Source organism: Stenotrophomonas sp. AR029 (genome assembly GCF_047520695.2).
GTDB classification, from domain to species: Bacteria; Pseudomonadota; Gammaproteobacteria; order Xanthomonadales; family Xanthomonadaceae; genus Stenotrophomonas; species Stenotrophomonas sepilia.
In genome coordinates this window covers 703,412-727,556 of record NZ_JAXBQQ020000001.1, presented here as the reverse complement: position 1 = coordinate 727,556, position 24,145 = coordinate 703,412, and the positions used below count along the sequence as shown (strand labels likewise).

Sequence of the window (24,145 nt, the reverse complement as noted above, 5' to 3'; positions counted from 1 at the left end):
GTCACCAGTACCGTTCGGGCCGAGCGATGCCGGGATCGCACTGCGCGGTGTACTCGGCGATGTCGGTGCCGAGGCGGGTCATGTCGGCATGCCAGCGCCCGTCCGGGCGCTTGTCCAGCTCGATCATGCGGCGGTCTTCCAGGTAGTCCAGGGCGCGACGCACCTCCAGCTGGGTGGCATCGGGATACAGGGCGTGCGCGATGCTGAGGAGGATCTCCTCGTAAGCACCGTAGGGTGCCGCGTTGTGCAGACCCAACAGCATCACCCAGCGCAGGTTCTCCCGCCGAACTTTGTCCATGTCCAACTTAATGCTCACGTCTTGCTCCTTGGATCTGGATCGACTTGATCTCTGAGTTGATCGCGTCGAGCTTTGCCTCAATGACCGTCTGGCTTCGGATGTGGTCGTCTCTTCGCACGTACTCCCTGGCCAGCTCCGCCCGCAGCCCCAGCAGGTCCAGCTCCTGCTTGCGCCAGCCCTCGGCGGCCTTCTCAAATCCCGCCATGCGCTGGTCGATGCTTGCCTTGATCTGGCTGATGCCCCACTTGACCAGGCCTACCAGCGTTCCGAGAAGTGCGAGCACAAGCGAAAGGGCCTGCCACAACTCAAGCGAGATCTTCATTTCGTGGCGTCTCCGCCACTGAGATTGGGTTGTGACAATTTTCTGGCGCCACTGAGCCGTCCCGACGTCGCGCGATCATCGTTGGCCCGCTGCAGCAGCTGCTGCCATGCGTCCTCTCGCACGATCGCGTCGATCGCGCATGGAGTGAGCGTGCCGTCGTGTAGACGGCACAGCGGCTGCGGTGGGGCCGGGGCCTGCAGCGGATCGGTGAGTGCAGACGGCAGCTCGACGTAGACCAGGACTGGCCACTCGACCAGTTCAGTTCGGGTCAGCGGTTGCTTGGTCTCCCCACAGCCCGCGAGCAAGAGCAGCGCACACAGGAGTGGTGCGAAGCACGTTGCAGTCTTCATCGGAATCCACCTTCTTGGTCAGGGCCTGCTGGCGCTGTGCCGCCAGGCGTTCGAGTTGAGCGATGCGGCCTGCTCGGGCATCCAGTTCGGCGATTGCTGCGCGCTGCTGGGCCAGCTTCGTGTCCGCCTCCCGTTTGAGGGCGGCCCGCAATGTGGCAACGGCATCGGCGTTGCCGGCGGCGACGTTGCGCGCGGTGTCGCGCTCCGCGCTGATTGCGATGACCTGGTCGGACAAAGCGTCGACCCTATCGACCTGGCTTCCCGCGCCCCACCGGTGGCCCAGCCAGAGCCCAAAGAAGAAGACGACAACCACCACGGCCAAGGCGAACCGCACCACGACCGGGCCCGTGGCAGCACCTACGACGTGCTTGGCGGTCAGGTGCGGGTTCACGCACTCACCGCCTTGCGGGCACGGCGCAGGCGCCACCAGGTGAAGATGCTGGCGCCCGCGAGTGCCATCACGCCGATGGCGATCGCAAGGCGTAACCAGCTGGGCATGCCGGTGGTGGCCTGCGCCACAGCATTGACCTGCTGTATCGCCGGCAGCACGCCCTGGATGACCGGTTGCAGCTGCTGAGCGGCTTCCACGGCGGCCATCGTGCCGCCCGCTGCCGCTGCAGTAGCGGCTGCCGTGGTGACCGACGAAGGCACGGCAACCAGCGGTTTCGTGCCGGGGTTGACGACGCCGGCCAGGCGCAGGCCTTCCTCGATCACGTCCGAGCTGTAGGGCTGCTGGCCATTCTCATGCCGGATGATGGCCTCGACCATCGGGCGCATGCGGCGGTATTCGTGGGTATTGATGAACTGGGTCGGAGCAACGCCTACGGCCCCAGCCACAGCGCCAACGTAGGCGTCGGTGTTGTTCTCGCTCGGCGGCGCCCAGCGTTCAATGAGCTGCCGCACGGTGCTGCAGCCGTGCTTGTCCTGGTAGTTGATCAGCAGCAGGGCCATCGCGCGGATACCCCAGGCCGGCGCCGAGAACACTTCGAAGCGCTTTTCGTTGCGCTGCTCCTCGGTCATCCGCTCGCGGGGCATGCGTCCCTGCCACTTGTTGGCGGAGTTGCGCTCGATGTTGCCCGGATTGTTGTTGCGGATGCCGCGCGTGCTCTTGGTCGTCATGGCCTGCTCCTGGAATAGAAGGGCCGACGGGACACGACGAGGAGCGCCCGTCGACCAGGCGCGCCCCGAACGCGCCGAATCGATGGGATGCAGTCTCTATTTCGACAGTGCGCAGGTCATTTGCACGCGTTCCAAGCCTTCCTCGCGCGCGCGCGAGATAGTGGGCGGGAAACGAAGAAGGCCACCCGGAGGTGGCCTTCTGTCAGTTCGCCGCGTGCAGTGCGGCGGGCTGTTCCATCAATCTCTTCCGCGCGTCCGGATCCAAGTCGACGCCACGGAGCTGCAGGATGCGCTGGAAGGTTCCATCCGTGTTGAACACCAGCATCACGTGCTTGAGCTGGGTGTCGGAGCGCCCGGTCCAAACACTGGACTTCGATTGAACGTGCTGCCACAGGTACGCGGTTGCTCCGCTCTTGCCCACGGTCGAACTCTGTGGCTCCGCACCGAGCAACGCGACAGCTTCGGCGAGCGTGGTCTTTCCGACCTCCAACTGAGCCAGGTTGTTGGCGTTGAACTCCTGCCCAACCGTCGCCTTTGCGGCGGTCAGTAGCAGCAGAGCAATGACAGCGAAGTACAACTTCTTCATGGCGACTTTCTCCTTGTCGTCTTGCGGGGTTTGACGGCGACGCAGGACTCATCCGTAGCGGAACGGACGTCGTGAACGAACCCATCGATCGTGGACTTCAGCAGGTCCGACTGGCCCAGCGCGGCACCGACCAGGATGTCGCGGACGAGAGCCTGGTAGCTCTCGGGCAGGTCTAGGGTCGACGCCTTCTGTGACGCATCCGAAAGCAGCTTCATTCGTCGGCCCAGCTCGACTTCTGCTGGTTGGGCGAACACCGGCCCGCCGCCTGTGGCGAGGAACTCGGCGCGCACGTGTAGTTTTTCCACCAAGCCGCGCATTTCGTCCGACGACAGCTTCTTGACCCGCCCCGAGGTCAGGTTTTTTACCCGATCGATAGATATACCAAGCCTTTCAGCCAGGTCGACCTGCCTGAATCCCCCGTCTTCCATGATCTGGCGGATGAGTGAAGAAACCACACGAACCCCTTGCAAGGTGTACTTTTTACACTTAGGATTGTTCCGGAGTCGTCAACGGCCCTTTTACACCCCGGCAATAAGAACCGAAGGATAACCCAATGCGTTCCACTGACCCCGGCATTGATCTTCACAAACGTGTGCGCGCCGGCTTCCTGCTCCAGGGCACTACCCTCACTCAGTGGTGCCGCGAGAACGGAACCCACATTTCCAATGCCCGAGGCGCCTTGCTCGGCACCTGGGATGGCCCCAAGGGCCGCGCCATGCGCAGCCGCATCATGAAGGCCGCCCGCATCGACCGGGTGCAGGCATGAACGCCCCGGCACAGCAGCCTGTGCGGCGGGCATTGCGCCTCATCTTCGCCCTGCAGGGGCATGCCTTCGACGGGCTGCGCCTCAAGCAGCTGGCCGATTCGATCAAGGCAACGCCTTCGACGGTCCTCCGCGACCTGGAGGTGCTGGCTGACGAAGGCATCGCGGAGCGGATCGCCGGCCGCGACGAGTACTGGCGCCTTTCCCCCCGACTGATCCAGCTGGCTCGCGCTCACGAACAGGAGCTGGCGCGCGTGCGCCAACGCCTGGAAGAGACCGAGCAGCGTTATTCCCGCAACCCCAACTGATCGACGAGGACAGCAATGACCAAGAAAGACACCGCAGGCCGCAAGGCAGTCGCACAGGCCGAGGCAGTGGGGCCGGAGTTCATCGGCAAGACCGACGCCAATGACGCGGCTCAGATGGAGGAGATGCGCGAGCGTCAGCTTGCGCTGGTGGAACAGTTCGGCGAAGGCCTGGCATGGCACCCGGACCACTATGAGGCCGCGATCCGCCGCGAGCTGCATCGCGGCTGCGAGGCGTTCCTGCGCGCTGGCAGCTACCTGCTGGTGGCTCGCGAGTGCAGCGTCCACGGCGAGTGGGCGGGAATGCTCCAGCGCCTGGGCATGGAATCGCGGCAGGCCCAGCGGATGATGGAGGCGGCGCGGCGCGTGGCCGCCTTGCCAAATGCGTCGACGTCGACGCAATTGGTCACTGCGATCAAGAGCGAGAGCAAGCTCATCGAGCTGCTTTCGCTGCCGGAGGAACAGTTCAAGGAGCTGGCGGAGACCGGTGGGACCGGCGAACTGGAACTCGACGACGTCGGCAACATGTCCGTGCGCGAACTGCGCGAGGCGGTCCGTAACGCTCGCGCCGATATCGAGGCAAAAGACCAGCGAATCAGCAAGTTGTCCGACGACCTGAACAGGGAACATGAAAAGACGACCAAGGCACAACGCCGCTGGAAGACCGCCGAACCCGATCAGCAGCTGATCATCCTCAAGCAGGCCGTTACCGAAGCAGAGCAGGCTGTCCTCGCTGCCTTGGGCAATGGCAAGGCCGGCTTGATGGCAGCAGTCCGTGCATGCGCCATGCACGCCTCCGAGACCGACCAGGACACCGACGCAGCGGTTTTCCTCAGCGACACCATCGGCCGCCTGCTCAATGCAGTGCGCACCGTGCGTGACGACGAGGAGCTGCCGCTCTCCCTGCCGCTGGTACATGACGGCTCGGAGGCCTGAGCATGTCCGCCGAAGCCCTCATCCATGCGGCGGCCGGCAAACTGCTGGCGGCGCCGCACGGTAGCAAGAGCCGCATCGCGGCCGAGCTGGCCGAGCAGATGGGTTGCTCGGTTCAGACCGCCTACCGTCGCCTGCAGCAGGTGACGGGTGGCATCAAGCCCCGCAAGAAGCGATCGGATGCGGGTGAACTCGCGCTCACCCGCGACGAAGCCGCCGCCATCGCCGCCCTGGTCGAAGAGACCCGGCGCCTCACCGGCACCGGCACCCTGCCGGTCGAGGACGCCGTGGAGATTCTGCGCGCCAATGACCGCATCGAAGCGCTGCGCGTCGACAAGGCGACCGGCGAGCTGGTGCCGTTGAGCGTGTCCTCAATCTGCCGCGCCATTCGCGCTTACGGCTTCCATCGCGACCAGCTGGCGGCACCGACTCCAGCTGCGCGCCTGGCCTCGCCGCACCCGAACCATCTCTGGCAGATCGACGCCTCGGTGAGCCGCCAGTTCTATCTGGCAGCGAATGGCACCGAGGTGATGGACAAGCGCCGCTTCTATCGCGGCAAGCCGGAGAACTTCACCAAGATCGCCGAGAACCGCCTGTGGCGCTATGCGATCACCGACCACGCGAGCGGTGCGATCGAGGTGTTCTACGTGCTGGGTGCCGAGAGCAGCGCCAATCTGCTGTCGGCCCTGATCCACGCAATGACGCGGCGCGAGATGGGCACGATGCACGGTATCCCGAAGCTGCTGATGATGGATCCTGGCAGTGCGATGGTTGCGGCGACAACGCGCAGCTTCCTGTCGGCCTGCGGCATCGAACCGATCATCAACGAGGTCGGCAACGCCCGTGCGAAAGGCCAGGTGGAGAACGCGAACTACCTGATCGAGACCCACTTCGAAGCCATGCTCAAGACCAGGGCGCCGGTCACCAGCCTGGAGGAGATGAACACCTTGGCCCAGCAGTGGGCGCGGGCGTACAACGCTACCCGCATCCACACCCGCACGGGCATGACCAGGCGCGATGGATGGCTGCGCATCACCCCGGAACAGCTGCGCATTGCTCCGGACGTCCAGGTGCTGCGGCAGCTGGCTACCAGCACGCCGAAGGCATGCACGGTGCGTGACTGCATCATCCGCTTCCGTGGCAAGCAGTACGACGTGCGCGGCATTCCCGGGCTCATCAACGGACAGCGCGTGGACGTGGTGGTCAACGCGCTGGAACCGGACAACAGCGTGCGTGTGCTGATGCCGGGCGAACAGGACAGTGCGCCGATTCACTTCGTTGCACCGCGCCTGCAGCACGACGATTGGGGCTTCCTCGATACCGCTGCCCAGGTTGGCACCGAGTATCGGGCTGCGCCCGAGACGCCCGCCGATGCGGCGCGAAAGGAACTGGATCGCTTGGCGATGGAGGTCAAGAGCGACGCCGAGGCGATCGCCGCGCGCAAGGCCCGCCGTGTGCCATTCGGCGGCAAGGTCGACCCGATGAAGCACATTCGCGAGGCGAATGTCGCTCCCAGCCTGCCGCGCTCGGGAACCCTGGCCGAGCTGGGCGCGCCCCAGGTGCTGGCGGCTCAGCGCATCGAGCCCGAGGTCGTCAGGGCCGAGCTGCCACCGCTCAACCACGTTGAGGCGGCCATGCGCCTCAAGCCGCTGGTCGAGCGGTCAGGCAATACCTGGTCACCGGAAATGTATGCACGCACCAGCCAGCGCTGGCCCGAGGGTCTGCCGGTGCATGAGGTCGAGGCCTGGGCGATCGCTCTGGTCGAACCCGAGCGTGGCGGCCTGCGCGTCATCAACGGAGGTGCCGCGTGACGCTGCGTCTGAAATCGATCCTCGCCCGCGCCGGCATCAAGCAGGGGACGTTGGCAAAGGCAGTGTCCCTCAGCCGCCCGGCCCTGAATGCCTTGATCAACCACGGCGTGCTGCCGACTGGCTGCGACCAGCCCCGAGTCCGGTCCGCCATCTCTGTGTTCCTGCTGGAAAGCGGCGCCCCGGCCGTCGACTGGCATCTGGAGGAGGAGCCGGCGTGCGCTAACACGCCGGCCCCGGTTTCCCCACCGCAAGACCCCGATACCGCTACCGAAATCAACGACGAGGAAGACCCTATGCTACTGCGATACCAGGCACTGACCCCACAGGCCCGTAGGCACTTCGGCCTGCCGGGCAATCCTTTCGCCGACCCCGCCAGCCACGACGAGGTCTTCCTGTCCCCCGATATCCGGTACGTGCGCGAGAGCATGTATCAGATCGCCCGCAATGGCGGTTTCGCTGCCGTGATCGGCGAGAGCGGCGCAGGCAAGTCGACCCTGCGCGAAGACATGGTCGACCGCATCCAGCGCGAGGAGCAGGCGGTCATCGTGATCCAGCCCTATGTGCTGGCCAGCGAGGGCAGCGACAGTGTCGGCAAGACCCTGCGCAGCCACCACATCGCTGAGGCGATCATGGCAGCGGTGTCTCCGCTGGCCAAGCCAAAGAGCAGCCCGGAGGCCCGCTTCCGCCAGCTGCACGAAAGCCTGCGTGATAGCGCCCGCGCCGGCCACAGCCACGTGCTGGTGATCGAAGAGGCGCACAGCCTGCCGCTGCCGACGCTCAAGCACCTCAAGCGCTTCCGTGAATTGAAGGACGGCCTGCGCCCGCTGCTGTCGGTAATCCTGATCGGCCAGCCCGAGCTGGGCGACAAGCTCTCCGAACACAACCCGGAAGTGCGGGAGGTCGTGCAACGCATTGAAATCATGCACCTGCCGGCGCTCGACGGCGAGCTGGAGAACTACCTCGCGCATCGCTTCCGCCAGCTGAGCGTGCCGCTGGAAAAGATCATGGATCGCTCTGCGATCGAGGCGCTGCGGGTGAAGCTGGTGCCGCCACGGGGTACCGGAACGCTGCTGTATCCGCTGGCGGTCCAGAACACCCTGGCAGCAGCCATGAACCGTGCGGCCAACCTGGGCGTGCCGACCGTCACTGCCGACGTTGTCCGGGGGGTCTGAGCATGGCGATCGCTTCCACCGCCGAAGGCACGCAGTACCTGCGCGGGTTTGCTGTCCAGGTGCTGCGGGATGCGGAGCTGCCGCATCGCCAGGTGACGGTCATGCACCGCGACATTTTCCGCCGCGCAGGCATCGAGTGGCGGGATGGCCAGAGCATGGACACCTGCTTGGCCGGCCTGTCCCAGCAGCAGCTGCGCGCCCTTATCGATCAGCTCCGCGATGACGACCAGGACGAGGAGGAATGATGGCCGTGCCCACCCTAAAGCGCTGCCTTGGCCAGTTGCGGAATCGCCAGCGCCACAGCGCTAAGCATCCTCAGCGGAGGAAGGCCATTGGGGCGTTGGTGCATGCACCCCTGTTCCCAACCGCTTCGCGTGTAGGAACGGTCCAGGTCCAGGATCCTGAGACCAGGCGCGATTACACGGTCGAGGTCTGGATTCACAGCGGTGTGATGGTGATTTCGCACGCCACCGGCAAGCGCTGGCTGTTGGAACTGGACGAGATCCTCGACCTGGCCATCGCTGCCGGCATCGATAGGGGGGCCGACTGACATGCAGCTGGCCCTGCTACCGCAAGAGCTGTCCCCCGAGGCGGTGCTGGCGGAGCTGCAGGGCCGCCGTGGTGCCGCCAATGGCATCACTGCCCGCGACCTGGTGCATGCCGTCACGCAGCGCTTCAACACAGCCGACGAGCGGCGGCTGCGCCAGATCATCGAGAAGCTGCGTCGCGATGGGCATCCCATCTGCGCCCACCCAGCGAACGGCTACCACCTGGCCGCCAGCGCGGAAGAACTGGACCGGTGCTGTGAGTACCTGACCGGTCGCGCCATGACCTCCCTGCAGCAGGTGTGCGCCATGAAGCGCGTAGCCCTGCCGGATCTGTACGGACAACTCGGGCTGACCAAGCCCATCACCGACGAGGACACCAACGATGAACGTTGATCGTAGCTCTGACATGCTTTTCGCTGCCGCCAACACCGCGCGCGAACTGGAAAACGCCGGCATCGACGTGCTGGCCCATTACAGCAACGGGCGCCGCCCGGTGCTTATCATCACCCAGCCGCCGGCCGACATTGAAGGCCACCTCAAGCGCTGGAGCCCCAATGGCAGTGGCGGCCGCGATCGCGTGCTGGCGGCGGAATACCAGGGCCTGCAGCTGGAATGGACCGAGCGACCGCCGGTGGTCGTCACCATCCGCTCCAGGCGCGACACCTTCGAAAGCCGCGAGGTGGTGCTGTGACCGCGCCGAGCATCCGCCTGCAGGCTGCCTTCGCTGCCGTGCTTGGCACCCGCACTCTGGAGTCGCGTGAGCTGATCGACGGCGTCATGGATCACGGCTTCGAGTATCGCGGCTATGTGCAGCACGGCCTGACCAACGCACTCAACTGCGGAATGGTGGAACGCGTCGGTGGTCGCTTCTCGCGCCGGTACCGCCTGAATCAGGACTGGCAGATCGACCCGAAGCGACTGGACGCCGCATTGGCGCAGTACGCCAAGAACACCGGTAACGCTCCGAAGCGATGCGGAGCCGAGCCCCGCGCGGCGGTCGCACCGCTGAACATTGGCCCAGCTATCAACCCGGCGCCGTTGGTGCCATCTGTCGGCACCGCGTGCATGTCCCAGGAAGAGCGCGAGGGCGAGCTGCCTCCGTACCTGGGCTGCCGGATCGTGGATTCCCTGCATTCGCACTTCGATCGGATCCTCGGCGGGGTGGAGTGATGGCACGCACCGGACGCCACAGATACGACCACCTGCGGGCGATGCGCTTCGCTCTGTGGGCCATAGCGCAAGACCAGCGCTCACTAACGCCAGTACGCATCGCGCGCCTGCTCGGCATTTCTCTCGACGCCGCTCGCCGATGGAGGGCCGACTGGTTCACCGCCGCCAGCCCTGTCCACGTTGAGGGTATCCCCGAGCAGCTGCGCCCCGTGTACCTGCATACCGATTCCGCCGTCCAAGGAGGCACCCAATGACCACCAGCACCATTCCCGAAGGCTACCGCGAGGATCGAAAGGGCCGCCTCGTTCAGGAGAATCAGATCGCTGCGATCGACCTCGCGCGCGACCAGCTGGTTGCTGAACTGATCAGCGGCGCCAAGAAGCTGCATCAGCAGATGGCCGAGTTCCGGGGTACTGCCTTCGGCGATATCGCCGCGTTCGTGCAGCTGAGTGCAGAGCAGTACGGCGCCAGCATTGGCGGCGACAAGGGCAACGTGACCCTGATGAGCTATGACGGCCGCTACAAGATCGTCCGTGCGGTCCAGGATTCGATCCAGTTCGATGAGCGCCTGCAGGCGGCCAAGGCACTGATCGATGAGTGCCTCAACGACTGGACCGAAGGCTCCCGGGCTGAGCTGCGCACCCTGGTGAACAACGCCTTCCGCGTCGACAACGACGGCAGCATCAAGACCGGCGAGGTACTGTCCCTGCGCCGGCTGAAGTTCGACGACCCACGCTGGACGCAGGCGATGGCGGCGATCAGCGATGCAGTGACCGTGGTGGGCAGCAAGACCTATGTGCGCTTCTACGAGCGCGATGCACAGGGTCAGTACCAGCCCATCAGCCTGGACATCGCGGCGGTGAAGCATGTCTAACCACTCCCTCCACGACGCCTGTTATCTGGCGGTGCTGGCCAGCGACATTGCCGACGCCGCCGTGCGCTCCGAGGTTGAGCTGTTCGCCTACGAGCAGCGCGACGAGAACGGCCATCCGATGTTCGACACGCGGCAGGGCGCCAATTCGCCGGCTGACCTGCAGCGCGTCAACAACGCGATCGCCTACATCGAGCGACGCGGTGCCGCCGCGTTCCCCTGGGTCATGAAGCGGCGCATCGACGCGCCGACCCTGGTTCAGTTCTTCGACAAGGAGCATTCCGATGAACGGTGAACAGCGACTTTCCACATGCTGCCCCGGCTGCGGCGTCGCCGCGCTGTTCGCGAGCCTCGCCACGGTCGAAAGCGATCCTGAGCAGCTGGTGTTGTATGTGATCTGCCAGGAACAGGATGGCGGCTGTGGCATCGAGTACTCCTTTATCGAGCGCCTGCAGGCGCCGGGGGTGACGGCGTGATCGCCTACTGCTGGGCCACCGGCCTGATCGAGTTCGGCGAACACCTGCCGGAACACGCAATCCTCGTTGCCAGCGGCGAAGCCGCGCAGCTGCGCAAGGTCGTCAGCGCCCGCGCCCGTCACGGCCAGGGCGAGAGCCGGGGCTGCCTGCTGGTGCCCGGCGTCCCCGAAGCGGCTGACCAGGCCGCGAAGGGTGATGCCCTGGGCCACTGGCTCGCCTGGTGCGCCCAGGCCCCGAAGGGCCTGCGCTGGGGTGCGATGGCCGCAGCTCCGGAACGCCGCGATCCGCTCACCAAGAAGGCCCAGGTGATCGCAGTGGTCCAGGCCGGCGGCCAGATCGTTGTCGGTGACCGTCCGGGCATCCGCCGGCTGCTCGATTCGCTCGGTGAGGAGGTTCCCGCCTGGCAGACCGCCCTTACTGCCGCCCAGGCCCAACTGTTGAAGGAGAAGAACTGATGTCTGCGCAAACCACTGCATGCAAGCAGGTGAAGCGGTACAGGATCGAGCAGGAGTGGGGTGACGCGTGGGTGATCCTGGAGATTGATCACGCCCAGCTGACCCCGGAGGTGGCCGCTCAGATCAACGCATTCTGGACGGGGGCAGACGCTCGCTTGGCCGGTGCCGACGACAACCCTGTGGTCGCGGTGATCAAGATGGCCGCAGCCGACTTCATCGGTATGGTCCTGGACGCTCGGGGCGACCTCACGTCGCGTGGCATGCAGGAGGAGTTCGATGATCAGGAAGGCTGGCCTGCTGCGCACGGCGTGAAGCTGGTCGATTGGGACGGCCGACCGGATCTTGACTCCGCTCTTCTGCAGCTGACCGAGCTGGAGTCCTGATCAATGCTCATGCGGAACGTCACGATGTTCCAGTTCTCGCCGGTGATCGACTGGTCGCAGGTGGAGAAACTGCTGCCGCTGTCTCAGCTGCAGCCGGTGGGGTCGCTGGAGCTGTCGTCGCGAGGGTTCATTTCTCCGTATGGGCGTGAGAGCGGTGCGGCCTTGTCGCACCGCTCTGGCGCGTTTCTCTGGCTGGCGATCGGCACCGAGACCAAGATCATTCCGGCCGCGAGCGTCAATGAAATGCTGGAGACGCGACTGCAGGCGCTGGAAGCGCATGGCCAGCGTCCAGGTGGCCGCGAGCGGCGCCGCATGAAGGACGACCTGCTGCATGAGTTGCTGCCCCGCGCCCTGGTCAAGTCGGCCCGCGTGGACATGTTCGTGGACACCCAGCGAGGCATTGCGTTCGTGGACACCGGCAGCAGCACGGCCGCGAGCGACGCGGTGTCAGAAGTCAGGGGCCTGCTTGGGAGCTTCCCGGCCAGTAGGCTCCGCGCTGCGGTCGCCCCCCGTTCCGTGATGACCGGCTGGGTTGCTGGCGAGCAGCTCCCGGCCGGTCTGTCCTTGGGCGAGGAATGTGAGCTGCGCGACCCGGTTGAAGGCGGTGCCACGATCCGCTGTCAGCACCAGGAACTGCGCTGCGATGAGGTGGAAAAGCACCTTGAGGCAGGCAAGCAGGTCTATCGGCTGGCTTTGATCATGGAGGACTCCCTGTCCTTCGTGATCAGCGACGACCTGGTCATCCGGAAACTCAAGTTCCTCGACGGCGCCTTTGACTCATTGGCGGAACTGGCCGAGGACGAGCAACGGCAGGAAATGGACGCCCGCTTCGCGCTGCAGACCGGCCAGCTCAGCAGGCTGTTCGACGTCCTGCAGCTCACGTTCCAACTGGAAGAGGAGGCCTGAGCAATGGCCCGCAGCCGTCCGCCAACCGACCGCCGCAAGCGCACCTTGGCGGCCATCCATGCCGCCGCCAAGGCGCTCGGCCTGGCCGAGGACGTCTACCGCGACCTGGTGCAGCGCGTGTCCGGCCAGAGCGGCCAGCCGCAGCGTAGCGCTGGCAGCTGCGACCAGCGCCAGCTGGACGCGATTGCCAATGAGCTGCGCCGCCTGGGCGGCATGCCGGCGCGCGCGGCCCGTGCCGCAGAGCGCTGGGCCGGGCGTCCCAAGGGCGATCTGGCTCCCCAGCTGGCCAAGGTTGAGGCACTCCTCGCCGACGCCGGTCGGCCTTGGGCCTACGCCCACAGCCTGGCATTGCGCATGTGCAAGGTCACCCGCATCGAGTGGTGCAACAAGGAGCAGCTGCAGAAGGTGATTGCCGCTCTCCAGTACGATGCGAACCGTCGCGCACATGCTGTACCGAAGGACGTCCCATGAGCAGGAACCTGATGGAAGCGCGCCGCAGTGAGCTTCTGGCCGATGCCGCCGCCCAGGCGGCTGACGTCGCCAGGGAGCTGGGGCTCGACCAGGACCGCGCCGACCAGGTAGGGGCAGCGGTTGCTGACCGGCTGGCCGAGAACTGGTCCGGCCAGGTGCTATCGTTCCCCAAGAATCACGCCTTCAAGCTGAGCCAGCGAGAGCGTGAGATACTGGCCGCCCACCGCGATGGAGCCTCCTACGCGGAGCTGGCCAGGAAGTACGACATGACTGAACGCGGCATCCGTAAGCTGCTCCGACGCGCCGAGCTGCGCGATCGCGACCTCCGCCAGATGGGGCTTTTCGCCCCCTGAGCCAATTGCACGTAGTGCAATCTCTTTGCGAGGCGGGCTTTCAACTTCCGCCATCTTCCGGGGTCTTCCGGCTAGATATCGCAGCCTCCCCCCTGATATATCTCACCCCTGCACAGGGGGGCGTGGGGGCCTTTCGTTGACCCGTGCACGCTGCCGTGGAACTGTGCAGAGAATATGGAGATTGTGCGACCGGCTCAGCGGGCGCTTGCTTTCGGCGCCGCATGCGCCGCTAATGGCCCCGCGATGGCGAAGATTCGACTCAAATTCGGCCTGACCGCGAAGACCTTCCTCGCGATCTTCACCGCCTGCCTGCTGGTGCTGGCAGTGAACGGTATTGCCAGCCGCGTGGCGTTCCAGACCGGCTTCCTGGACTACCTCAATGACCAGGGCGACCTGCGCATGCAGCGCGTGATGCCGCACCTGCAGCGCGAGTACAGTGCGCACGGCGGCTGGGAGCACCTGCGCGGCGACAGTGACCGCTGGGCGCGGCTGCTGCGCCCGGATCTGGCCCATGGGCACGAGGGGCCCGTGCCACCGCTGTCCGACCAGACCGGCGTTCCCTCCCGCCTGGGCCTGTTCGATGCACAGCATCGGTTCGTAGCCGGCAACCCGGACGCCACCAGCGACGACGAGCCGCACGCCGTGCAGGTGGACGGGCACACGGTCGGCTGGCTGGGCATGGTGCCGTTCCAGACCGTCATCGCCACCAACGACCTGAATTTCTACAACACCCAGATGCGTGCGTGGTGGGTGATCGGCATCGCGCTGCTGCTGGTGACGGTGCTGCTGGCCTGGCTGGTATCGCGCGCGCTGCGCCAGCGCCTTGCCAAACTGGCGGCGGCCACCCACCGGCTCGCCGCTGGCGACTACGCCACCCGCATCGAGCGCACCAGCGATGACGAGCTGGATGCACTGGTCAACGACTTCAACCGGATGGCGCAGGCGCTGGACGACACCGAGCGCAACCGCCGTGCCTTCATCGCCGATATCTCGCACGAACTGCGCACGCCGCTGGCGGTGGTTCGTGCCGAACTGGAAGCCATCGAGGACGGCATCCGCCCGCTGGACCGCGCCAACCTCGGTGCCCTGCAGGGCGAGATCCGCCAACTGGGCAAGTTGATCGACGACCTGCACGACCTGTCGATGACCCAGTCCGGCGGCCTGGCCTACCGCTTCGCACCGCTGGACCTGGCGGCGCTGCTGAGCAGCGAGCTCAATGGCATGCGCGTGCGCTTCTCCACGGCGGGGCTGGCACTGGAGGAGAACCTGCCCGCCACACCGCTGCAGGTATCCGGTGACGAACGACGCCTGCAGCAGGTGCTGGCCAATCTGCTGGAAAACGCATTGCGCTACACCCACGCCGGGGGCCGCGTACGCGTGCAGGCAGCGCGCGTGCCTGCCGGCGTGCAGCTGATCGTGGAAGACACCGCGCCAGGCGTGCCGGCCGACAAATGCGCGCTGCTGTTCGAGCGCTTCTACCGGGTGGAGAGTTCGCGCAACCGGGCCAGCGGCGGCAGCGGGCTGGGCCTGGCCATCAGCCACAACATCATCCTCGCCCACCACGGCCTCATCCACGCCGAGCCATCGCCGCTGGGCGGGCTGCGCGTGGTCATTACCCTGCCGGAGCCTGCATGAGCCCGTCCCCCGCCGCGTCCGCGAAGATCCTGATCGTCGAGGATGAGCCACGCCTGGCCTCGGTGCTGCGCGACTACCTGGCCGCCGCCGGGATGACCAGCGAATGGGTGGACGATGGCGGCCAGGTGATCGACGCATTCGCGCGCTACCAGCCCGACCTGGTGCTGCTGGACCTGATGCTGCCGCAGCGCGATGGCGTGGACCTGTGCCGCGAACTGCGCGCCAGCAGCGATGTACCGGTGATCATGGTCACCGCACGGGTGGAAGAGATCGACCGCCTGCTGGGCCTGGACATCGGTGCCGACGACTACATCTGCAAGCCGTTCAGTCCGCGCGAAGTGGTCGCACGGGTGATGGCGGTGCTGCGCCGCTACCGCCCGGACCCCGTTGCGCGGGCCAACAGCGGGCTGCATATCGACGAACCGGCAGCCCGCGCTACCTGGAACGGCAAGGGCCTGGACCTGACCCCGGTCGAATACCGCCTGCTGCGCACGCTGCTGGCCACGCCGGGCCGGATCTGGGCGCGCGACGAGCTGCTCGACCGCCTCTATCTGGACCACCGCGTGGTGGTCGACCGCACCGTCGACAGCCACGTGCGCAACCTGCGCCGCAAGCTGGCTGACGCCGGCATGGAAGGCGAACCGATCCGTTCGGTGTATGGCATGGGCTACAGCTACGAGCCGTGATCGCGTTCGCCGGGCTTGGCCCGGCGCTACCCCGTCATGCCTCGTCGACGAACGTCACCCTCTGGTAGCGCCGGGCCATGCCCGGCGAGCGCAGCGATGCAGACCTGCGCTACAGTCGAGAACGCTCGACATTAAGAACACAACTGCATGGACGACATCCACCCGATCGCGCCGGACAAGCGCGCCGCCATTCTTTCCAGCCTCGCCGACATCGAACAGCGCCACAATGTGCGTGTGCTGCTGGCCTGCGAATCCGGCAGCCGTGGCTGGGGCTTCTCTTCGCCGGACAGCGACTACGATGCACGCTTCATCTACGTGCATCGCCAGCCGTGGTATCTCAGCGTCAACGAGAGCACCGGCCCGGGCGATGCGCAGCGCGATGTGATCGAGCTGCCGATCGACGATGAGCTCGATGTCAGCGGCTGGGACCTGCGCAAGGCACTGCGGCTGGTCTCAAAATCCAATCCGACACTGATCGAATGGCTGCGTTCGCCGATCGTGTACCGGCAGGATGACGCTGCGGTGGCACTGCTGTGGGAAGCGGCCCAACGCTTCTACTCACCCTTGGGCAGCTGGTGGCACTACATGAGCATGGCCAGGACCACACACAGCCGCCACCTGGGTGAGCCCACCATCAGCACCAAGAAGTACCTGTATGTGCTGCGCGCCCTGCTTGCCTGCCAGTGGATCGAGAGCGAGCCCACGCCGCCGCCGATGGCCTTCGAGGATCTGCTGGACCGGTTGCTGCCGGACGGCCCGGTGCGCCACGCCATCGACGCATTGCTGGTGGTCAAGCGCGCCAGCGCCGAGGTCAGCGCTCGTCCGCGCATCGCGCTCATCAGCGAGTACATTGACCATGCGATGGCCGTTCGCGCGGCGCAGGCCCCGCAGCTGCCGGCCGGACAGGGCGACAGCGCCTGGCTGGACGTGCTGTTCCGGCGGATGCTGGCCGAGCACGCGCCGTCCTGAGCGGTTGCACCCGTTTCTGGTAGCTGCCGACCTTGGTCGGCACCGAGATCACCATCCACGCATGGCGTGGATCTACTGTGTATCCGCGCGGCCCCAGGGCGGTACCTTCCCCAGCGGACGCACGCGTATCATCGTCGCGAACGCCCTGATTTCCGGAGACACCGATGAACCCGCTGCGCCCCTTCCGCGACAAGATGCCCATCCTCGGCGAGCGCGTGTACATCGACCCGGCCTGCACCGTCATCGGTGACGTGGAGCTGGCCGAGGACGTATCAGTGTGGCCGGGCACGGTCATCCGCGGCGACGTCAACTACGTGCGCATCGGGGCGCGCACCAATGTGCAGGACGGCACGATCATCCACGTCAGCCACCACAGCCCCTACAACAAGGCCGGCTACCCGACCCTGATCGGCGAAGGCGTGACCGTCGGCCACGGCTGCATCATCCATGCCTGCACGATCGGCGACTACAGCCTGATCGGCATGGGCGCCTGCATCCTCGACGGTGCGTGCGTCGAGCGCCATGGCTTCGTCGGCGCCGGTGCGGTGGTCGGCCCGGGCAAGGTGGTTGGCGAAGGCGAGCTGTGGGTGGGCAATCCGGCCCGCCCGGCGCGCACGCTGAGCGACAAGGAGATCGAGTCGCTGCACTACTCGGCCGACCACTACGTGCGGCTGAAGGACGAATACCTGGGCTGAGCAGCCAACGCCGCCATGCGGCTCTGCTAAAGTCTGGGCCCGACCAGGACCTGTCGAGACCCCCATGCCTGTGGCTGCCTGCCGGAGAGGACTCCGGCGCCCACAACGAAGGCCATCGCACTGATGGCCGCACCGATGCTCGATACCTACCGCGAGGTGGTGACGCCGGAGGGTGTGCCGCTGCAGCTGCCGGCAGCCGGCCCGGTGCCACGGGCGATGGCGTGGCTGGTGGATCTGGGCGTGCGCATCGCGGTACTGGTGGTGATGTCGATTCCACTGGCACTGCTGGATTCGTTCGGCTCCGGGCTCGGCCTGGTGCTGATGTTCCTGGTGTACTGGGCCTACCCGATCGTCTGCGAAGCGCTGTGGGGCCGTACCCTCGGCAAGCGCGCGCTGGGCCTGCGCGTGCTTGCGCGCGATGGCGCGCCGGTAGGCTGGATGCCTGCCATCACCCGCAACCTGCTGCGCACCGTGGACATGCTGCCGTTCGGCTATGCACTGGGCCTGATCAGCAGCCTGTTCGATCCCCATGGCCGTCGCCTGGGCGATCTGGTGGCCGGCACCGTGGTGGTGCATGCGCCCGTGCTGTACCTGCCGCCTCCGCCCACCATCGACAGCGTGCTGGCCCCGCCGCAGCCGCTGCGACCGGAAGAGCAGGCCGCGCTGATGGCCTTCGCCGAGCGCGCGCCACGGCTGTCGGCGGCCCGCCAGCAGGAACTGGCCGGCATCGCCGAACCGCTGACCGGCACCCACGGCCAGGTCGGCGTACTGCGCTTGTATGCCATGGCCAACTGGCTGTTGGGGCGGCGATGAAGCAGGAGCAGTTCGTCGCCCGCTACCAGCAGGAATGGCAGGACCTGGAACACTGGCTGCTGCTGCGTGCTGGTGCTGCGCGCCGCACGCGGCGCAAGGCCAGCGCGCTGGCAGTGGACGACGCCGCCTTCCCGCAGCGCTACCGGCGCCTGTGCCAGCAGCTGGCACTGGCCCGCGAGCGCGGCTACAGCCCGCAGCTGGTGCAGCGCCTGCAGCAGTTGATGCAGCAGGGCCACAGCGTGCTGTACCGCACGCCGCCGACGCGCTGGCGCGGTGCACTTGAATTCCTGGTGGCCGACTTCCCGCTGCTGGTGCGCAGCCAGGCGCGCAGCATGTGGGTGGCACTGGCGATGTTCGCGCTGCCGGCGGTGGCCTGCTTCGTGCTGGCGCAGCTCTACCCGGACCTGATCCACATGGTGATGGACAACCGCCAGATCGCCGAGATGGAGCGCATGTACGATCCAGCGGCCGAGCGCCTCGGGCGTGACAGCGGCACGGACTGGATGATGTTCGGCCACTACATCCTGAACAACATCAGCATCGCCCTGCGTACCTTCGCCAGTGGTCTGCTGGCCGGCCTGGGCACGCTGCTGGTGCTGCTGTTCAACGGCGTGATCATCGGTTCGGTGGCCGGCCACCTGCAGCACATCGGCCATGGCGATCCATTCTGGCGCTTCGTCGCGGGCCATGGTGCGTTCGAGCTGACCGCGATCGTGATCGCCGGCGGTGCCGGCCTGCAGCTGGGCATGAAACTGCTGGCCCCCGGCCGGCGCAGCCGCCTGGATGCCCTGGTCGAAGGCGGCCGCATCGGGGCCCGGCTGTGCCTGGGCGTGGCGTTCATGCTGCTGGTGGCCGCGTTCATCGAAGCGTTCTGGTCGTCGATTGCCGAAGTGCCGGCGTGGGGCAAGTTCAGCGTGGCCGGCGTGCTGTGGGCCGGCGTGCTGCTGTGGCTGTGGCGCGGCGGGCGCGGAGGCGGCAATGCGCATTGACCGCCTGGACGTGGCGCTGCGCGCGCGCAGTGGCTGGGAAGCAATGGAGCTGGGCAGCGCCCTGTCGCGCCGCCACGCGCGTGCGGTATGGGGCAGCTGGCTGCTGGCCAGTGCACCGCTGTTCGTGATCTTCAACGCGCTGGGCTGGTGGCTGGATGCGTTCGGCTGGGCCTGGCTGGCGATGTGGTGGTGCAAGCCACTGTTCGAGCGAGCGCCGCTGTACGTCCTGTCGCGCGGCATCTTCGGTGAGCCGGTGGGCGCGCTGGCAGCGCTGCGCGCGCAGCGCAGCTGGGGCAATGCAGGCTTCTGGGGCTACCTGGGCTGGCGCCGCTTCAGCGTGCTGCGCAGCCTGTGCCTGCCGGTGAACCTGCTGGAAGGCAACGCGCCGGCCCAGCGCGGTGCACGCCGCCGCGCCGTGGCGGCCGGTGCTGCGGGCGCCGCCGTCGTGCTGACCGTGGCCTGCATGGCCTTTGAAGGGGTGCTGGTGTCCGGTGCGATCGGCGCGGTGTTCATGTTCATGCCACTGGAGCTGATGTCCGAATCATGGCGTGCCGCATGGGACATGATCGGCCAGGACACGCCTGCCTGGGCGCAACTGGGCTTCAACCTGGCGTGCTGGCTGGCATCGGTGCTGATCGGACCGTTCTATGTCGGCGCCGGCTTCGGCCTGTACTTGAACCGGCGTACGCAGATGGAAGCGTGGGACGTGGAGATCGCGCTGCGCCGCCTGCGCGAGCGGCTGCTGCCGGCAGCATCGACGCTGGCGCTGCTGCTGTGCCTTGCCCTGCCGCTGGCCTTCGCGCCAGTGCATGCGCAGGACGCGCAGACGGTCGCTGGGCAGGCCGGCGATGCCGAAGGGGACGAGGACAGCGCGGAAGAACCCGCCACTGCGGCCAACGACCCGGCCAATACGCCGGCGATGATCTTCGGTGCGGCGCCGGTGGACACCGCCGGTTTCCGCCAGGCGGTGAACCGCGCCTATGAAGATCCGCTGCAGCGCCCGACCCGCCAGGTCACGCGCTGGAAGCCGATCGAACAGGCCGAGGAAAAAAAGAAGGAAGACAAGGCGCTGCAGAGCGACGGCAGCAGCAAGGGCGAGCGCAGCAACCGCAAGGCCGGCATTGCCTGGCTGGCGCGCCTGGCCGAGTGGGGCCTGTGGGCCCTGCTGGGCGTCCTGCTGCTGGTGCTGCTGCTGACCGCACGGCTGTGGCTGCCGTGGCTGCGCGGCAGTGGCCGGCGCAAGGCCGACGCTGTACCGCAGGTGGTGGAGGAACAGGTGGAGCTGCCGGTCGTGCTGCCGCCGGACGTGGCCACCCAGGCCGGCCTGCTGTGGGACCAGGGCCGGCCGCGTCAGGCGCTGGCCCTGCTGTACCGCGCCAGCGTGCGCACGGTGGGCGAGCGCAGCGGCATCGCGCTTCCGCCCGGTGCCACCGAAGCGCAATGCCTTCGCGCCTCGCGGCGCATGCCCGATGCCACCGACCGTGACCTGTTCGCGCGCATCGTGCGCATGTGGCAGTACGCCGCCTACGGTGGCCGCCTGCCCAGCCGCGCCGATTTCGATGCACTGGCCGACACTCTGCGCCAGCAGTACCGGTGGCTGGCATGAGCCCGCGCCTGTTCTGGTCGCTGTTGCTGGGCGGGCTGGTGCTGCTCGGCGTACCGCTGACGATCCTCTACCTGCGCACGCATGAGCGGGTGACCGAGACCGTGCAGCTGCCGCCGCAGGGCGAAGCTGGCTACAACCCGCTGTACGTGCTTGGACAGGCCCTGCGTGCCGATGGCATCGACGTGCACTCGCGGCCGCGGCTGGACCTGCAGCAGATGGCGCTGGGTCCGCGCGACACGGTGGTGCTGCTGCAGGACAGCAGCGAACTGCCGGCACCGGCGGCCAGGGCCCTGCTGGCCTGGGTCGATGGTGGTGGCCATCTGCTGGTGCGCACGCCGCCACCCGCAGAGGACGACGCCAGCAGTACGCAGGGACCGCTGCTGGACCAGCTGGGCGTGGACAGCCTGTACCAGCAGAGCGACTGCCAGCCGTTCCACGTCATCGACGATCCCAGCCATGTGGAGTTCTGCGGTGGTCGTCGCTTCACGCTGGGCTTTGCCGCCCGTACACGCGCCGAACGGCGTTGGGGCAACGAGCGCAACCTGGTGTTCGCGCGACTGCGCCACGGGCAGGGCAAGGTGAGCGTGCTGGCCGACATGGCGTTCATGCGCGGCGAGGTGGATTCGCCGGCAGCACGCCTGGCGTCGGCTGCGGACAAGGCCAGCGACGGCCTGCACGATCTCTCGCACCGCGACCTGACCCGCTATCTGCTCGATCCGAACTACGGCAAGGGCACTTTCTGGCTGGTCTACGCCAGCCGCCCGCCATCGCTGTGGGCGCGCCTGTTCTACCAGGGCTGGCCGGTGTGGGCGCCGCTGCTGCTGGCCCTGCTGGGCTGGCTGTGGGGCCGTTCGCAACGCTTCGGCAGCCGCCTGCCGTCGCCGGTGCTGGAACGCCGCTCGCTGCTGGAACACGTGCGTGCCAGCGGCGAGCTGCTGCTGCGCTTCGGCCAAGGCGCGCGCCTGTATGACGCCGTGCTCGCCCTGTTCCTGCATCGCCTGCGCCTGCGCGCACCGGTGGCCGCCGCACTGGACGGCGCGCCGCGCGAACAGGCCATCGCCGAACTGCTGTCCTGGCCGCAAGGCCGCGTTGCCAGCGCGCTCACGCCCCCTCCGCCGCACGATTCCTCCGCCCTGCGCGAGCGCATCCGCTTGCTGCTCCAGATGAGATCCCTGCTATGACCGAAGTACCCGAGCTGCCGGCGGCCGCCAACGCCCGCCTGATCGAACGCGTCGATGCCATCCGCGATGCCGTCGGCCACGCCTTCATTGGCCAGGCCGATGTACTGGACCAGATCCTGGTGGCGCTGCTGGCCGGTGGCCACGTGCTGATCGAGGGCGTGCCCGGGCTGGGCAAGACCCTGCTGGTGCGCGCACTGGCACAGGCCCTGGAACTGGATTACGGCCGCGTGCAGTTCACCCCCGACCTGATGCCCAGCGACGTCAGTGGCCATGCGGTGTACGACCCGAAGAGCGAGAGCTTCAAGATCCGCCGTGGCCCGGTGTTCACCAACCTGCTGTTGGCCGACGAGATCAACCGTGCGCCGGCCAAGACCCAGTCGGCACTGCTGGAAGTGATGCAGGAAGGCCAGGTGACCATCGAAGGCAAGGCGTTCACCCTGGCGCCGCCGTTCATGGCGCTGGCCACGCAGAACCCGCTGGAGCAGGAAGGCACCTACCCGCTGCCGGAGGCACAGCTGGACCGCTTCCTGCTGAAGGTGCTGATCGACTACCCGCAGCTGGAGGACGAGAAGCGCATGGTGACCGCGATCACCAGTGGCCGCGCCGCCAGCGATTTCGACCTGAGCCAGGTGCCACGCGTACTCGGTGCCGGCGAACTGCTGGAACTGCAGCGTGCGACCGCGGCGATCACCGTCGATGACGAAGTGATCGACTACGCGGTGCGGATTGTGGCGGCCACGAGGCAGTGGCCAGGCATCGCGGTCGGCGCCGGCCCACGCGGCAGCATCGCGCTGGTGCGTGCCTCGCGTGCGCAGGCGGTGCTGGCCGGCCGCGACTTCGTCACGCCGGACGACGTGCGCGACATTGCTCGCCCGGCACTGCGCCACCGCATTGCACTGGCCCCGGAGCTGCAGATCGAAGGCCAGGACGCCGACGACGTGCTGGGCGCACTGCTGGCCAAGGTGGAAGCACCGCGCCGATGAGGCCTGCCCCGCTGCTGCTGGCGCTGCTGCTGGCCTGGGCCGCCCTGGGCGGCCTGGTGCTGGGCGGGTTGCTGCCGCGCTGGAGCTGGGCGCTGGCCGCCGTGGCCATCGCGCTGCCTGCGCTGTTCGACCTGTGGCGCCAGTCGCAGCGCCCGTCGCCGCAGGTACAGCGCGAACTGCCCGAAGCGCTGGCGCTGGGCGTGCGCCGCGAGGCGGCGCTGCGGCTGCAGGCCGAGCAATCGATGACGGTGCAGGTGTTCGACCTGGTCCCCGGCGGCTGGCCACTGGAATCGCTGCCACAGCGCGTGCGCCTGCGGGCCAGTAGCGCCTCCACGCTGCACTACCACCTGCAGCCGCTGCAGCGTGGGCACTTCCGCTTCGAAGGCGTGCACCTGCGCATGCGCTCGCCTTGGCGCCTGTGGTGGCAGCAACGCACGCTGCCGCCCGCACTGGACGTGCGGGTCTATCCGAATTTCGTGCCGCTCACGCGCTTTGCGTTGTTCAGTGCCGACCAGGCCTCGCGGCTGGTCGGTGCACACGTGAAGCGCCGTCGTGGTGAAGGCACCGACTTCCACCAGATGCGCGAGTACCGCGTCGGCGACAGCCTGCGCCAGCTGGACTGGAAGGCCACCGCGCGTGCGCGCAAGCTGATCTCGCGCGAGTACCAGGACGAGAAGAACCAGCAGTTGCTGCTGATGCTCGACAGTGGCCGGCGCATGCTGGCCAGCGAAGGCGGTCTCTCGCACTTCGACCATGCCTTGAATGCCTCGCTGGTGGTGGCCTACCTGGCGCTGCGCCAGGGCGATGCCGCCGGCCTGTTCGCTGCCGGTGGCGAACGCCGCTGGGTCGCGCCGCAGCGCGGCATGGGCACGGTCGAGCACCTGCTGCGCGCCAGCTACGACCTGCAGCCACGCGCGGTGGCCACCGATTACCTGGCCGCTGCCACCGAGGTGTCGCTGCGCCAGCGCCGGCGAGCACTGGTGATGCTGGTCAGCAACGTGCGCGATGAAGACATCGAAGACCTGCTGGCGGCGGTGCACCTGCTGCAACGGCGCCACCTGGTGTGCGTGGCCAGCCTGCGCGAGCGCGAGCTGGACGGCGTACTGGAGGGGGACGTGCAGACGCTGGAGGACGCCACCCAGGCCGGTGCCGCGGCGCTGTACCTGCAGCAGCGCGCGAAGGCGCACGAAGCGCTGCGCAGCGAGAAGGTGATGGTGCTGGACGTCACCGCCGACGCCCTGCCGGGCGCGCTGGTGGAGCGCTACCTGGCGGTGAAGCGCGAAGGGTTGCTGTAGC

33 protein-coding genes are annotated in these 24,145 nt (G+C 67.2%); 27 read left to right on the top strand and 6 right to left on the bottom strand.

Annotated elements, in window-relative coordinates; translation table 11 throughout:
- Position 1: 1 nt before the first annotated feature.
- The 6 genes from ACM0PB_RS03510 to ACM0PB_RS03485 form a co-directional block, all read right to left on the bottom strand.
- Positions 2-316 carry a DUF4423 domain-containing protein gene (locus tag ACM0PB_RS03510; RefSeq protein ID WP_225792080.1) on the bottom strand — a complete coding sequence of 105 codons (315 nt, stop codon included), beginning with the start codon at positions 314-316 and terminating at the stop codon, positions 2-4.
- On the bottom strand, positions 306-620 hold the full coding sequence (locus ACM0PB_RS03505) for a hypothetical protein (RefSeq protein WP_046428354.1): 315 nt from the start codon (positions 618-620) through the stop codon (positions 306-308). Before ACM0PB_RS03505 ends, ACM0PB_RS03510 begins: the two co-directional genes overlap by 11 nt.
- Positions 621-878: 258 nt before the next feature.
- The gene (locus ACM0PB_RS03500; RefSeq protein ID WP_414604327.1) at positions 879-1,361 is read right to left on the bottom strand and encodes a hypothetical protein; all 483 of its coding nucleotides are present in this window, start codon (positions 1,359-1,361) and stop codon (positions 879-881) included.
- A complete protein-coding gene (locus tag ACM0PB_RS03495) occupies positions 1,358-2,089 on the bottom strand; it encodes a hypothetical protein (protein ID WP_414604326.1) in 732 nt (243 codons plus the stop codon). Before ACM0PB_RS03495 ends, ACM0PB_RS03500 begins: the two co-directional genes overlap by 4 nt.
- Positions 2,090-2,291: 202 nt before the next feature.
- A complete protein-coding gene (locus tag ACM0PB_RS03490) occupies positions 2,292-2,675 on the bottom strand; it encodes a hypothetical protein (protein ID WP_414604325.1) in 384 nt (127 codons plus the stop codon).
- Positions 2,672-3,130 carry a hypothetical protein gene (locus tag ACM0PB_RS03485; protein WP_414604324.1) on the bottom strand — a complete coding sequence of 153 codons (459 nt, stop codon included), beginning with the start codon at positions 3,128-3,130 and terminating at the stop codon, positions 2,672-2,674. The genes ACM0PB_RS03490 and ACM0PB_RS03485 overlap by 4 nt, the downstream gene beginning before the upstream one ends.
- Positions 3,131-3,228: 98 nt before the next feature.
- On the opposite strand from ACM0PB_RS03485, the gene ACM0PB_RS03480 reads away from it, so the two are divergent.
- The 27 genes from ACM0PB_RS03480 to ACM0PB_RS03350 all read left to right on the top strand — a co-directional run bounded on the left by ACM0PB_RS03480 (position 3,229) and on the right by ACM0PB_RS03350 (position 24,144).
- Positions 3,229-3,441: a helix-turn-helix domain-containing protein gene (locus tag ACM0PB_RS03480; RefSeq protein ID WP_125892656.1), complete on the top strand. Its 213-nt coding sequence runs from the start codon at positions 3,229-3,231 to the stop codon at positions 3,439-3,441.
- Entirely contained in the window at positions 3,438-3,746 is a 309-nt protein-coding gene (locus tag ACM0PB_RS03475) for a helix-turn-helix domain-containing protein (RefSeq protein WP_032960500.1), read from the top strand. The genes ACM0PB_RS03480 and ACM0PB_RS03475 overlap by 4 nt, the downstream gene beginning before the upstream one ends.
- Positions 3,747-3,761: 15 nt before the next feature.
- The gene (locus tag ACM0PB_RS03470; RefSeq protein ID WP_414604323.1) at positions 3,762-4,679 is read left to right on the top strand and encodes a hypothetical protein; all 918 of its coding nucleotides are present in this window, start codon (positions 3,762-3,764) and stop codon (positions 4,677-4,679) included.
- Between the two features lie 2 nt (positions 4,680-4,681).
- The gene (locus ACM0PB_RS03465) at positions 4,682-6,487 is read left to right on the top strand and encodes a hypothetical protein (protein ID WP_414604322.1); all 1,806 of its coding nucleotides are present in this window, start codon (positions 4,682-4,684) and stop codon (positions 6,485-6,487) included.
- On the top strand, positions 6,484-7,659 hold the full coding sequence (locus ACM0PB_RS03460) for an ExeA family protein (protein WP_125430050.1): 1,176 nt from the start codon (positions 6,484-6,486) through the stop codon (positions 7,657-7,659). The genes ACM0PB_RS03465 and ACM0PB_RS03460 overlap by 4 nt, the downstream gene beginning before the upstream one ends.
- A gap of 2 nt (positions 7,660-7,661) precedes the next feature.
- Positions 7,662-7,904: a hypothetical protein gene (locus ACM0PB_RS03455; protein WP_046428377.1), complete on the top strand. Its 243-nt coding sequence runs from the start codon at positions 7,662-7,664 to the stop codon at positions 7,902-7,904.
- 306 nt (positions 7,905-8,210) lie between these two features.
- The gene (locus ACM0PB_RS03450; RefSeq protein ID WP_414604321.1) at positions 8,211-8,600 is read left to right on the top strand and encodes a hypothetical protein; all 390 of its coding nucleotides are present in this window, start codon (positions 8,211-8,213) and stop codon (positions 8,598-8,600) included.
- 13 nt (positions 8,601-8,613) lie between these two features.
- Positions 8,614-8,898, top strand: coding sequence for a Kil protein family (locus ACM0PB_RS03445; protein ID WP_046428383.1), 285 nt, complete (start codon positions 8,614-8,616; stop codon positions 8,896-8,898).
- Complete coding sequence (locus ACM0PB_RS03440) at positions 8,895-9,377, top strand: hypothetical protein (protein WP_414604320.1); 483 nt, start codon at positions 8,895-8,897, stop codon at positions 9,375-9,377. The genes ACM0PB_RS03445 and ACM0PB_RS03440 overlap by 4 nt, the downstream gene beginning before the upstream one ends.
- 250 nt (positions 9,378-9,627) lie before the next feature.
- On the top strand, positions 9,628-10,251 hold the full coding sequence (locus ACM0PB_RS03435; protein ID WP_088431786.1) for a DUF3164 family protein: 624 nt from the start codon (positions 9,628-9,630) through the stop codon (positions 10,249-10,251).
- The gene (locus tag ACM0PB_RS03430; RefSeq protein ID WP_414604319.1) at positions 10,244-10,543 is read left to right on the top strand and encodes a hypothetical protein; all 300 of its coding nucleotides are present in this window, start codon (positions 10,244-10,246) and stop codon (positions 10,541-10,543) included. The genes ACM0PB_RS03435 and ACM0PB_RS03430 overlap by 8 nt, the downstream gene beginning before the upstream one ends.
- Positions 10,533-10,724 carry a hypothetical protein gene (locus ACM0PB_RS03425; RefSeq protein WP_414604318.1) on the top strand — a complete coding sequence of 64 codons (192 nt, stop codon included), beginning with the start codon at positions 10,533-10,535 and terminating at the stop codon, positions 10,722-10,724. Before ACM0PB_RS03430 ends, ACM0PB_RS03425 begins: the two co-directional genes overlap by 11 nt.
- The gene (locus tag ACM0PB_RS03420) at positions 10,721-11,179 is read left to right on the top strand and encodes a hypothetical protein (RefSeq protein ID WP_414604317.1); all 459 of its coding nucleotides are present in this window, start codon (positions 10,721-10,723) and stop codon (positions 11,177-11,179) included. The genes ACM0PB_RS03425 and ACM0PB_RS03420 overlap by 4 nt, the downstream gene beginning before the upstream one ends.
- Positions 11,179-11,562 (top strand): DUF2528 family protein, encoded by a 384-nt coding sequence (locus ACM0PB_RS03415; protein WP_414604316.1) that lies wholly within the window; start codon positions 11,179-11,181, stop codon positions 11,560-11,562. Before ACM0PB_RS03420 ends, ACM0PB_RS03415 begins: the two co-directional genes overlap by 1 nt.
- A 3-nt stretch (positions 11,563-11,565) precedes the next feature.
- The gene (locus ACM0PB_RS03410) at positions 11,566-12,468 is read left to right on the top strand and encodes a recombination-associated protein RdgC (RefSeq protein WP_414604315.1); all 903 of its coding nucleotides are present in this window, start codon (positions 11,566-11,568) and stop codon (positions 12,466-12,468) included.
- A 3-nt stretch (positions 12,469-12,471) separates the two neighbouring features.
- Positions 12,472-12,939 carry a regulatory protein GemA gene (locus ACM0PB_RS03405; RefSeq protein WP_046428405.1) on the top strand — a complete coding sequence of 156 codons (468 nt, stop codon included), beginning with the start codon at positions 12,472-12,474 and terminating at the stop codon, positions 12,937-12,939.
- Positions 12,936-13,292: a Mor transcription activator family protein gene (locus ACM0PB_RS03400; RefSeq protein WP_088431800.1), complete on the top strand. Its 357-nt coding sequence runs from the start codon at positions 12,936-12,938 to the stop codon at positions 13,290-13,292. The genes ACM0PB_RS03405 and ACM0PB_RS03400 overlap by 4 nt, the downstream gene beginning before the upstream one ends.
- A gap of 243 nt (positions 13,293-13,535) precedes the next feature.
- Positions 13,536-14,927: a sensor histidine kinase efflux regulator BaeS gene (baeS, locus tag ACM0PB_RS03395; RefSeq protein WP_065185875.1), complete on the top strand. Its 1,392-nt coding sequence runs from the start codon at positions 13,536-13,538 to the stop codon at positions 14,925-14,927.
- Positions 14,924-15,613: a response regulator gene (locus tag ACM0PB_RS03390; RefSeq protein ID WP_065177883.1), complete on the top strand. Its 690-nt coding sequence runs from the start codon at positions 14,924-14,926 to the stop codon at positions 15,611-15,613. The genes baeS and ACM0PB_RS03390 overlap by 4 nt, the downstream gene beginning before the upstream one ends.
- Positions 15,614-15,760: 147 nt before the next feature.
- Positions 15,761-16,582, top strand: a complete 822-nt coding sequence (locus tag ACM0PB_RS03385) for a nucleotidyltransferase domain-containing protein (protein WP_005420149.1) — start codon at positions 15,761-15,763, stop codon at positions 16,580-16,582.
- 164 nt (positions 16,583-16,746) lie between these two features.
- Entirely contained in the window at positions 16,747-17,277 is a 531-nt protein-coding gene (locus ACM0PB_RS03380; protein WP_065185876.1) for a gamma carbonic anhydrase family protein, read from the top strand.
- 123 nt (positions 17,278-17,400) lie between these two features.
- Entirely contained in the window at positions 17,401-18,090 is a 690-nt protein-coding gene (locus ACM0PB_RS03375; RefSeq protein ID WP_005420157.1) for an RDD family protein, read from the top strand.
- Positions 18,087-19,079: a stage II sporulation protein M gene (locus ACM0PB_RS03370; RefSeq protein WP_065177881.1), complete on the top strand. Its 993-nt coding sequence runs from the start codon at positions 18,087-18,089 to the stop codon at positions 19,077-19,079. The genes ACM0PB_RS03375 and ACM0PB_RS03370 overlap by 4 nt, the downstream gene beginning before the upstream one ends.
- Complete coding sequence (locus ACM0PB_RS03365; protein WP_139727960.1) at positions 19,069-20,685, top strand: DUF4129 domain-containing protein; 1,617 nt, start codon at positions 19,069-19,071, stop codon at positions 20,683-20,685. The genes ACM0PB_RS03370 and ACM0PB_RS03365 overlap by 11 nt, the downstream gene beginning before the upstream one ends.
- Positions 20,682-21,866: a DUF4350 domain-containing protein gene (locus ACM0PB_RS03360; RefSeq protein WP_414604314.1), complete on the top strand. Its 1,185-nt coding sequence runs from the start codon at positions 20,682-20,684 to the stop codon at positions 21,864-21,866. The genes ACM0PB_RS03365 and ACM0PB_RS03360 overlap by 4 nt, the downstream gene beginning before the upstream one ends.
- Positions 21,863-22,849 (top strand): AAA family ATPase, encoded by a 987-nt coding sequence (locus ACM0PB_RS03355; RefSeq protein WP_005411535.1) that lies wholly within the window; start codon positions 21,863-21,865, stop codon positions 22,847-22,849. Before ACM0PB_RS03360 ends, ACM0PB_RS03355 begins: the two co-directional genes overlap by 4 nt.
- On the top strand, positions 22,846-24,144 hold the full coding sequence (locus tag ACM0PB_RS03350) for a DUF58 domain-containing protein (protein ID WP_414604313.1): 1,299 nt from the start codon (positions 22,846-22,848) through the stop codon (positions 24,142-24,144). Before ACM0PB_RS03355 ends, ACM0PB_RS03350 begins: the two co-directional genes overlap by 4 nt.
- The last annotated feature ends 1 nt before the right edge of the window (position 24,145 follow it).

Coding starts and splice junctions, on each gene's coding strand:
- ACM0PB_RS03415 (WP_414604316.1), top strand. CDS start 11,179: ATGTCTGCGCAAACCACTGCATGCAAGCAGGTGAAGCGGTACAGGATC.
- ACM0PB_RS03450 (WP_414604321.1), top strand. CDS start 8,211: ATGCAGCTGGCCCTGCTACCGCAAGAGCTGTCCCCCGAGGCGGTGCTG.
- ACM0PB_RS03480 (WP_125892656.1), top strand. CDS start 3,229: ATGCGTTCCACTGACCCCGGCATTGATCTTCACAAACGTGTGCGCGCC.
- ACM0PB_RS03430 (WP_414604319.1), top strand. CDS start 10,244: ATGTCTAACCACTCCCTCCACGACGCCTGTTATCTGGCGGTGCTGGCC.
- ACM0PB_RS03400 (WP_088431800.1), top strand. CDS start 12,936: ATGAGCAGGAACCTGATGGAAGCGCGCCGCAGTGAGCTTCTGGCCGAT.
- ACM0PB_RS03455 (WP_046428377.1), top strand. CDS start 7,662: ATGGCGATCGCTTCCACCGCCGAAGGCACGCAGTACCTGCGCGGGTTT.
- ACM0PB_RS03365 (WP_139727960.1), top strand. CDS start 19,069: ATGCGCATTGACCGCCTGGACGTGGCGCTGCGCGCGCGCAGTGGCTGG.
- ACM0PB_RS03475 (WP_032960500.1), top strand. CDS start 3,438: ATGAACGCCCCGGCACAGCAGCCTGTGCGGCGGGCATTGCGCCTCATC.
- ACM0PB_RS03375 (WP_005420157.1), top strand. CDS start 17,401: ATGGCCGCACCGATGCTCGATACCTACCGCGAGGTGGTGACGCCGGAG.
- ACM0PB_RS03495 (WP_414604326.1), bottom strand. CDS start 2,089: ATGACGACCAAGAGCACGCGCGGCATCCGCAACAACAATCCGGGCAAC.
- ACM0PB_RS03435 (WP_088431786.1), top strand. CDS start 9,628: ATGACCACCAGCACCATTCCCGAAGGCTACCGCGAGGATCGAAAGGGC.
- ACM0PB_RS03390 (WP_065177883.1), top strand. CDS start 14,924: ATGAGCCCGTCCCCCGCCGCGTCCGCGAAGATCCTGATCGTCGAGGAT.
- ACM0PB_RS03350 (WP_414604313.1), top strand. CDS start 22,846: ATGAGGCCTGCCCCGCTGCTGCTGGCGCTGCTGCTGGCCTGGGCCGCC.
- ACM0PB_RS03490 (WP_414604325.1), bottom strand. CDS start 2,675: ATGAAGAAGTTGTACTTCGCTGTCATTGCTCTGCTGCTACTGACCGCC.
- ACM0PB_RS03425 (WP_414604318.1), top strand. CDS start 10,533: ATGAACGGTGAACAGCGACTTTCCACATGCTGCCCCGGCTGCGGCGTC.
- ACM0PB_RS03385 (WP_005420149.1), top strand. CDS start 15,761: ATGGACGACATCCACCCGATCGCGCCGGACAAGCGCGCCGCCATTCTT.
- ACM0PB_RS03505 (WP_046428354.1), bottom strand. CDS start 620: ATGAAGATCTCGCTTGAGTTGTGGCAGGCCCTTTCGCTTGTGCTCGCA.
- ACM0PB_RS03465 (WP_414604322.1), top strand. CDS start 4,682: ATGTCCGCCGAAGCCCTCATCCATGCGGCGGCCGGCAAACTGCTGGCG.
- ACM0PB_RS03355 (WP_005411535.1), top strand. CDS start 21,863: ATGACCGAAGTACCCGAGCTGCCGGCGGCCGCCAACGCCCGCCTGATC.
- ACM0PB_RS03470 (WP_414604323.1), top strand. CDS start 3,762: ATGACCAAGAAAGACACCGCAGGCCGCAAGGCAGTCGCACAGGCCGAG.
- ACM0PB_RS03370 (WP_065177881.1), top strand. CDS start 18,087: ATGAAGCAGGAGCAGTTCGTCGCCCGCTACCAGCAGGAATGGCAGGAC.
- ACM0PB_RS03360 (WP_414604314.1), top strand. CDS start 20,682: ATGAGCCCGCGCCTGTTCTGGTCGCTGTTGCTGGGCGGGCTGGTGCTG.
- ACM0PB_RS03380 (WP_065185876.1), top strand. CDS start 16,747: ATGAACCCGCTGCGCCCCTTCCGCGACAAGATGCCCATCCTCGGCGAG.
- ACM0PB_RS03410 (WP_414604315.1), top strand. CDS start 11,566: ATGCTCATGCGGAACGTCACGATGTTCCAGTTCTCGCCGGTGATCGAC.
- ACM0PB_RS03405 (WP_046428405.1), top strand. CDS start 12,472: ATGGCCCGCAGCCGTCCGCCAACCGACCGCCGCAAGCGCACCTTGGCG.
- baeS (WP_065185875.1), top strand. CDS start 13,536: ATGGCGAAGATTCGACTCAAATTCGGCCTGACCGCGAAGACCTTCCTC.
- ACM0PB_RS03445 (WP_046428383.1), top strand. CDS start 8,614: ATGCTTTTCGCTGCCGCCAACACCGCGCGCGAACTGGAAAACGCCGGC.